This window comes from Sedimentimonas flavescens (assembly GCF_019264375.1).
GTDB lineage: Bacteria > Pseudomonadota > Alphaproteobacteria > Rhodobacterales > Rhodobacteraceae > Rhodobacter > Rhodobacter flavescens.
On sequence record NZ_JAHVAI010000046.1, the window covers coordinates 1 to 1,667 of the forward strand.

Consider the following 1,667-nt stretch of genomic DNA (forward strand, 5'->3'; position numbering starts at 1 on the left):
TTACATATTCGGGTAGTTAGGTCCGTCGCCGCCCTGGGGTGTTGTCCAGGTTATGTTCTGGCTGGGGTCCTTGATGTCGCAGGTCTTGCAGTGCACGCAGTTCTGGAAGTTGATCTGGAAGCGTGGGCCATCCTCACCTTCGAGCACCTCATAGACCCCGGCCGGGCAGTAGCGCTGCGCGGGCTCGTCATATTTGGCCAGGTTCACTGCGATCGGCACTGTCGGATCCTTCAGCTGCAGGTGGCAGGGCTGGCTTTCCTCATGATTGGTGAAGGAAAAACTCACGTTCGTCAAACGATCAAACGACAGCTTCCCGTCCGGGCGCGGATATTCGATCTTCGGGTATTTCGACGCCTCGCCGGTATGCGCCGCGTCGTTCTTGCCATGCTTGAGCGTCCCGAAGAGCGAAAACCCGAAGAGGTTGTTCGTCCACATATCAAGCCCGCCGAACACGAGGCTCGGCAGCATCCCCCAATGCGACCACATCGGCTTGACGTTGCGCACCTTCTTGAGATCCGCCGCGATCGGGCCCGAGCGCAGATCGGCCTCGTAATCTACCAGCTCGTCGCCCTCGCGGCCCGCCGCAATCGCCTTGGCAGCCGCCTCGGCCGCCGCGATGCCCGAGAGCATCGCGTTGTGGTTGCCCTTGATGCGCGGCACGTTCACCAGACCCGCCGAGCAACCCAGCAAGACCGCCCCCGGCGCCGTCAGCTTCGGGATCGACTGCCAGCCGCCCTCGGAGATCGCGCGCGCGCCATAGGCCACGCGCTTGCCGCCCTCAAGCAGCTCCGCCACCAGCGGGTGATGCTTGAAGCGCTGGAACTCCATATAGGGGAACAGGTGCGGGTTCTCGTAGTTCAGGTGCACCACGAAGCCTACGTAGACCTGGTTGTTCTCGAGATGGTAGATGAACGAGCCGCCGCCTGCGTTCGAGCCCAAGGGCCAGCCCATCGTGTGGGTCACCGTGCCCTCGCGGTGCTTGGCGGGGTCGATCTCCCAGATCTCTTTCATGCCAAGGCCGAACTTCTGCGGGCATTTGCCCTTCGACAGATCGAACCGCTCCATCACCACCTTGGCAAGGCTGCCGCGCACACCTTCCGACAGGAAGACGTATTTGCCGCGCAGTTCCATCCCCGGCTCGTAGCCGTCGCCGATCGAGCCATCGGCGTTCTTGCCAAACTCGCCCGCAACGACGCCCGCGACCCGGTCGCCATCCCAGACGATCTCGCTCGCGGCCATGCCCGGGAAGATCTCGACGCCCAGTTCCTCGGCCTGCTCGGCCATCCAGCGGCAGACATTCGCCATCGAGACGATGTATTTGCCGTGGTTCGACATCAAGGGCGGCATCGGCCAGTTCGGGATCCGCATCTGGCCCGCCGGGCCGAGAATGTAGAAGTTATCCGTCTTCACCGCAGTCTTGATCGGCGCGCCTTTCGCCTTCCAGTCCGGGATCAGCGCATCCAGACCCGAGGTATCCAGAACCGCACCCGACAGGATATGCGCCCCAACCTCGGACCCCTTCTCCAGCACAACGACGTTCAGATCCGGGTCGATCTGCTTGAGACGGATCGCCGCCGAAAGACCCGCAGGACCCCCGCCAACGATCACTACATCATATTCCATCGACTCGCGGACGATCTCTGACATCAATGCGCTCCTTAAGGCTG

The 1,667-nt window shown here is 62.4% G+C and carries 1 protein-coding gene; it reads right to left on the reverse strand.

The features are described from left to right. Window positions 1-1,647, reverse strand: coding sequence for an electron transfer flavoprotein-ubiquinone oxidoreductase (locus tag KTQ37_RS16585; RefSeq protein ID WP_218631617.1), 1,647 nt, complete (start codon window positions 1,645-1,647; stop codon window positions 1-3). Between the last annotated feature and the right edge of the window lie 20 nt (window positions 1,648-1,667).

Bases quoted from the DNA above. Each gene is read 5' to 3' on its own strand.
- KTQ37_RS16585 (WP_218631617.1), bottom strand. From the start codon at position 1,647: ATGTCAGAGATCGTCCGCGAGTCGATGGAATATGATGTAGTGATCGTT.